The following is a 5,846-nucleotide window of genomic DNA, read 5'->3' as shown; positions in this document are numbered from 1 at the left end:
GGATGCTCGGATAAAATTGAAAAAGCTTTATCCGACACTTAAAGAGTGACTAAGTACTAGGTACTGACACCCTGTTGGCCGGAAGTATCGGGAGCTATGTTGTTGTGCGTCAAGCCACAATTAGCTTGTTAGCTTTGGTGTCTAAAATTTGGGAAAAAGATTATTTCAATAATGGCTCACGCCAATCCGAACGTTTTATTGCGTTGATTCCGGTTGGCGAAATTAATGCAGACAATCATTTTATTCGCGGCGTTCGTCAATTTCCAACGCCAGGTGCTAAAGTCTATGCCGTCGGTCTCAACGAAATCAGCGCTATTTTTTCAAAATTTAGCGATTACCGTTTTTTTGTCGGGCAACTTGCTTCACACAAGGAATATCACGTTAGCCTTGATCCTCGGACATTTTTTGGTAGGCATTTTGCTATTATTGGTCAGTCTGGCGCGGGCAAGTCTTGGACAGTAACCAGTATTATTCAAAATACTATCAAGGCTATGCCACATGCCCATATCATTATGCTGGATTTACACGGTGAATATTGCTGGAAAGACAGCGCTGGTCACCTGCAATCCGCTTTTTCAGAAGATCAAGTTAATTACATTGATGCCACCGCAATGGAAATGCCTTATTGGTTAATGACCTATGCGGAATTAGTCGATCTGTTTATCGACCGCTACGATCCTGGCAGTAGTATGCAAAAGTCGTATATGCGTGAAATTATTCAGCAACTGAAACGCAAAGAAGCCAAACGTATTGGCTTAGCCTCTGTGACTGTTGATACGCCTATTTATTTCTCGCTGATGGAATTGTATCTGCAATTTAAAGCCGCCAACGAAGAAATGAAAGAGTTTGGCAAGGTACACGGCGCGTTATTTGGTCAATTTGACGAATTTTTAATCCGCATGCAAAGCCGCTTTAACGATGTGCGTTATGACTTTCTTTTAAAACCGAAAAAATGTGTTAACTCCGAAAGTATGGTGGGTGTTTTAAAGCAAATTGTCGGTGGCGGCGATCATAAAGCCAATATTACTGTGGTGGATTTAAGCTCCGTACCCGTAGGGGTCAGACCATCTGTGTGTTCGCAAATTGGCCGCTTAGTTTACGAATTTAATTATTGGAATCCTAAGCGACGAGAATTTCCTATTACGCTTATTTGTGAAGAGGCGCATGCCTATATTCCAAGAGAGCAAGGTGGGCAGTATGAAGGCACTAAAAAAATGATGGAGCGAATTGCCAAAGAAGGTCGTAAATACGGGGTTTCTATTGGCGTTGTTAGCCAACGCCCTACCGAATTATCTGAAACCATGCTGGCGCAATGCAGCTCTTTTATTTGTTTACGTACAACCAATCCAGAAGATCAGGCTTATATTAAAGGATTAGTACCCGATGCCGAAGGTGATTTGACCGATATACTCACCTCTTTAGGGAGAGGTGAAGCGTTGATATTGGGTGAAGCAACGCCTTTACCTATGCGCGTACAAATTTATAAACCCAACCCAGAACCCAAAAGTAATGATGTTGATTATTTTACCCATTGGCAAAACGGGCTTGATCATTTGGATGTCAACGAAATTGTAATGCTGTGGCGCACTCAAACACGAAAGTGAATGTTAATTAAACTTCGTTACAAAACCGCAGCCAACAAACAGTCCGCTGCGATTTTATCTATATTACTTACAGCGTTTTCAACTTAGGAACGTGCATGAAATAACTTGAACAACTTAAACGCTACCACCGTTCGTGCTGAGCCTGTCGAAGCATGAACTTGCTTAAGTTATTTCGTGCGCGTTCCTTAGGACAGTTACAACCACCGTTCGTGCTGAGCTTGTCGAAGCATGAACGGCACACTTCGACAAGCTCAGTGCGAACGGTTACACTGTAACTATTGAACTGTGAAAACGCTGTAACTTGTCAACGCTTTTAAAACAGCCTACATAAAGTTTGACTCGTAGTTATTCAATTTTCTTATGGATTACGCGCTATAACATCCCTCAAGGTAGCATTAATCAGCGATTGATATTCCTTTCCCTCTGATTTTTTTTTAAACCAGTTAATAATCTCGGAATCCAATGCAATTGTTATATTTTGTTTTTCAGAAACGTCAACAAAATTACGACGACGTATTGCTCTGTTTAAGTCATTTTGGTTAATTTCAGGGTATTCATCGATAGTGTCATCAGACATTGGTGAAGTAGAGTTTTTGTTCATTTTTAACCGCCTTTCGCAAAGAAATAACCCGAATCTCATCTTCTGTTTCTGTGTGGACAACAACCACAGGTGTTCCTGCTAATAATCCCAAGGTGATAAAGCGACACTCGTTATAAGCAATGCGATTATCTTCAAAGGTAAACGTATCACCTTCAAAGACAAGATGAGCTAACGCAAAATCTAGCCCATGCTTATCGATATTGCTGATTCGCTTTGATTCGTCCCATATAAACTTCATGAGGTGATTGTAGCGTTATTTTTTACCTGCATACAATAAAAAATCAGTCAAATAGCGTGTGGGCACAAAAAATATGTACCCACACTACCTTATTACTTAACCCCTCAACGCCTTCAATACCGCCTGCAAAGTCGCATTGGCATCGCCAAACAACATACGGGTATTGTCTAATACAAACAACGGATTACCCACGCCCGCATAACCTGAAGCCATACTGCGTTTCAGTACAATCGTAGTGTCGCCTTTCCAACATTCCAGTACCGGCATACCGGCAATAGGGCTGTTTGGGTCATTTAATGCGGATGGATTAACAATGTCATTCGCACCAATCACAATAGTGACATCGACTTTATCCCAGTCTTCGTTGATTTCATCCATTTCATAGACGATATCGTAAGGCACTTTGGCTTCTGCCAACAACACATTCATGTGGCCAGGCATGCGGCCTGCCACCGGATGGATACCAAATTTAACGGTTTTACCTTTGCTTTTTAAAAGCTTGGTGATTTCGTTAACGGTATGCTGGGCTTGCGCCACTGCCATGCCGTAACCAGGGATAATCATGATAGTTTTGGAATCTAACAACAATCGCGCGGTTTCTTCAGTGTCAATCGGTTGTACTTCACCTTCAACCACCGCCGCTTCACCGCCTGCTGAACCAAAACCACCAGCAATCACGCTGATAAAATTACGGTTCATCGCACGGCACATGATGTAACTTAAGATTGCACCACTACTACCGACCAACGCGCCGGTGACAATCAACAAATCGTTGCTGAGCATAAAGCCGGTTGCTGCCGCCGCCCAACCCGAATAACTGTTGAGCATGGACACTACCACCGGCATATCCGCACCACCAATCGCCATCACCATGTGTACGCCAAAGGCCAGCGCCACAATCGTCATCAGCAATAACGGAAAAGTGCCGCCGCCGGTTTCGGCTTGTTGCAAAAACCACCATCCGAAAAACACGGCCAAAACCAATAGACCCAAATTCAACCAATGGCGGCCTGGTAACATCACCGGTTTGCCGCTGATTTTTTCACTCAGCTTGCAAAAAGCAATGACCGAACCTGAAAACGTCACCGCACCAATCAAAATACCTAAATAAATTTCGATTTCGTGGATGGATTTTTCAACGCCTGTGACAGTGGAGGTGTGATCCATAAAGTTGGCATAACCCACCAACACAGCGGCCATACCAACCAAGCTGTGCATAATGGCAACCAGTTCCGGCATTTGCGTCATCTCAACCTTTAGCGCCGCTTTAGTACCGATAGCGCCACCGATTAACAAGGCCAAGATTAAAATTGTGTAAGAGTGGACGGTATCGCTCATCACGGTGGCGACAATGGCAATTGCCATGCCCAACATGCCGAAATAATTGCCGCGTCGTGCGGTTTCTTGATTACTTAAACCGCCTAAGCTCAGAATAAATAAAATGGTGGAGATGATGTAAGACATCATAACTAAGTTGTGTGACATTGCAGAAGCTCCCAATTATTTTCTGAACATTTCTAACATACGACGGGTAACTAAAAAGCCACCGGCGATGTTAATGGATGCGATAAGTATCGCCAAACCTGCCAGCACAGTAATGATGATGCCAGGAGCGGAAATTTGCACTAACGCACCAATGACAATAATGCCACTGATTGCGTTGGTAACACTCATCAAGGGAGTATGCAAGGAAGCGGAAACGTTCCAGATGACTTGATAGCCGACAAAACACGCCAACACAAACACGGTAAAATGCGACATGAATGAAGCAGGCGCTACCGCACCGAGACCAAACAGCAGCAAGCCGCCAATAATTAACGACAGCAAAGACTTAATAGGCTCAGGAATCAGCGATTTTTTAGGTGCTGCGCTAACCGTAGCTTCGGCTTTAGCAGCAGGTGCTGCGGACAGTTTTGGCGGTGGTGGTGGCCAAGTAATTTTGCCTTCTTTGATAACGGTTGTGCCACGGATGACTTCATCTTCCATGTTAACGTTGATTTCGCCATTTTTCTCAGGCGACAGTTCGGTCAACAAGTGCCGCAAGTTGGTAGAGTACAATTGGCTGGACTGGTTGGCCAAACGGCTGGGCAAGTTAGTGTAACCGATGATGGTGACATTGTGCTTAACCACCACCTTATCTTTTTCAGTCAGCTCACAGTTGCCGCCTTGTTCAGCTGCCAAATCGACGATAACGCTACCGGGTTTCATGGATTTAACCATGTCGGTGGTGATCAATTTCGGGGCGGGTTTGCCAGGAATGAGCGCCGTGGTGACGATAATGTCGATTTCTTTGGCTTGCTCGGCAAACAAGGCCATTTCTGCGGCAATAAATTCCGCCGACATGGTTTTGGCATAGCCGCCGGTACCGGAGCCGTCTTCCTTGAAATCCAGCATCAAGAATTCTGCGTCCATACTTTCGATTTGTTCTTTCACTTCAGGGCGGGTATCGAAAGACCTGACGATAGCCCCCATACTTTTGGCTGCACCAATTGCTGCTAAACCTGCAACACCTGCACCAATGACCAATACTTTGGCGGGTGGAATCTTACCGGCCGCTGTAATCTGGCCAGTAAAAAAACGGCCAAAATGTTGCGCGGCTTCGACAATGGCGCGGTAACCGGCAATATTGGCCATCGAGCTTAAGGCATCGAGCTTTTGCGCTCTGGATACGCGCGGCACGCTGTCCATTGCCAACACGGTGACGTTTTTGGCGGCCAGTTTTTGCATCAAATCTGCATTTTGCGCAGGCCAGATAAAGCTAATCAAACGTCCGCCTTCAGGCAATAAATCGACTTCAGCATCGGACGGTGCGCGGACTTTCATGATAATATCAGCGCCGCTCCACAGCGCCTGGGTGTTTGCAACAATTTCTACGCCAACGGCCTGGTAAGCCGCGTCGGAAATGTCTGCGGCAACGCCAGCGCCGCTTTCTACGCTGACGCTAAAGCCAAGCTTGATGATTTGTGCGGCAACGTCGGGCGTGGTTGCCACACGTTTTTCGCCGGGATGAGTTTCTTTAGGTATACCTATTTTCATACGGTTTCCTTGTTATTATTAATTGGGAACATAGTGGGGCTTCAGAATTTATTTACTGGTTAAATTCCAACCGCCGAGCATAGAAGATTAACCTACGCTTTTCAATAAAATTTGTTGTTAATGCCGGGTATTGAAAATATCTTTCTAAAAATCGGCACTTGCAGCGGGTTAGATGGCGGTTTCAAATCAGTTTTGTAAGGTCAAGCCTTGGAAGTTTTGGAAATCAGTGGTAACCCAACCTACATTTTGTCCCGTATTAAGCTGGTAGCCTCAAAGGGTTTCTCACTTAAGGCGGGACAGCTTCAGGTTAAGGAACGCGCACGAAATAACTTGAGCAAGTTCATGCTTCGACAGGCTCAGCACGAAC

At 45.0% G+C, this 5,846-nt stretch carries 5 protein-coding genes; 1 reads left to right on the top strand and 4 read right to left on the bottom strand.

Annotated elements, in window-relative coordinates; all coding sequences use genetic code 11:
* Window positions 1-104: 104 nt before the first annotated feature.
* The gene (locus CRENPOLYSF2_RS01860; RefSeq protein ID WP_336469711.1) at window positions 105-1,604 is read left to right on the top strand and encodes an ATP-binding protein; all 1,500 of its coding nucleotides are present in this window, start codon (window positions 105-107) and stop codon (window positions 1,602-1,604) included.
* A 358-nt stretch (window positions 1,605-1,962) separates the two neighbouring features.
* Here CRENPOLYSF2_RS01860 and CRENPOLYSF2_RS01855 read toward each other — a convergent pair whose 3' ends face one another.
* The 4 genes from CRENPOLYSF2_RS01855 to CRENPOLYSF2_RS01840 all read right to left on the bottom strand — a co-directional run bounded on the left by CRENPOLYSF2_RS01855 (window position 1,963) and on the right by CRENPOLYSF2_RS01840 (window position 5,479).
* Window positions 1,963-2,205 carry a BrnA antitoxin family protein gene (locus CRENPOLYSF2_RS01855; RefSeq protein WP_140396762.1) on the bottom strand — a complete coding sequence of 81 codons (243 nt, stop codon included), beginning with the start codon at window positions 2,203-2,205 and terminating at the stop codon, window positions 1,963-1,965.
* Entirely contained in the window at window positions 2,174-2,443 is a 270-nt protein-coding gene (locus CRENPOLYSF2_RS01850) for a BrnT family toxin (protein WP_087142268.1), read from the bottom strand. The genes CRENPOLYSF2_RS01855 and CRENPOLYSF2_RS01850 overlap by 32 nt, the downstream gene beginning before the upstream one ends.
* A 96-nt stretch (window positions 2,444-2,539) precedes the next feature.
* Entirely contained in the window at window positions 2,540-3,928 is a 1,389-nt protein-coding gene (pntB, locus tag CRENPOLYSF2_RS01845) for a Re/Si-specific NAD(P)(+) transhydrogenase subunit beta (protein ID WP_087142267.1), read from the bottom strand.
* A 15-nt stretch (window positions 3,929-3,943) separates the two neighbouring features.
* A complete protein-coding gene (locus CRENPOLYSF2_RS01840; RefSeq protein ID WP_087142266.1) occupies window positions 3,944-5,479 on the bottom strand; it encodes a Re/Si-specific NAD(P)(+) transhydrogenase subunit alpha in 1,536 nt (511 codons plus the stop codon).
* Between the last annotated feature and the right edge of the window lie 367 nt (window positions 5,480-5,846).

The sequence above is a fragment of the Crenothrix polyspora genome (genome assembly GCF_900163755.1).
In the GTDB taxonomy this organism is placed as follows: domain Bacteria; phylum Pseudomonadota; class Gammaproteobacteria; order Methylococcales; family Methylomonadaceae; genus Crenothrix; species Crenothrix polyspora.
This window is presented reverse-complemented; position numbering and strand designations above follow the sequence as displayed.

Excerpts from the sequence above, each read along its gene's own strand:
- CRENPOLYSF2_RS01855 (WP_140396762.1), bottom strand. The coding sequence starts at position 2,205 with ATGAACAAAAACTCTACTTCACCAATGTCTGATGACACTATCGATGAA.
- CRENPOLYSF2_RS01850 (WP_087142268.1), bottom strand. The coding sequence starts at position 2,443 with ATGAAGTTTATATGGGACGAATCAAAGCGAATCAGCAATATCGATAAG.
- pntB (WP_087142267.1), bottom strand. The coding sequence starts at position 3,928 with ATGTCACACAACTTAGTTATGATGTCTTACATCATCTCCACCATTTTA.
- CRENPOLYSF2_RS01840 (WP_087142266.1), bottom strand. The coding sequence starts at position 5,479 with ATGAAAATAGGTATACCTAAAGAAACTCATCCCGGCGAAAAACGTGTG.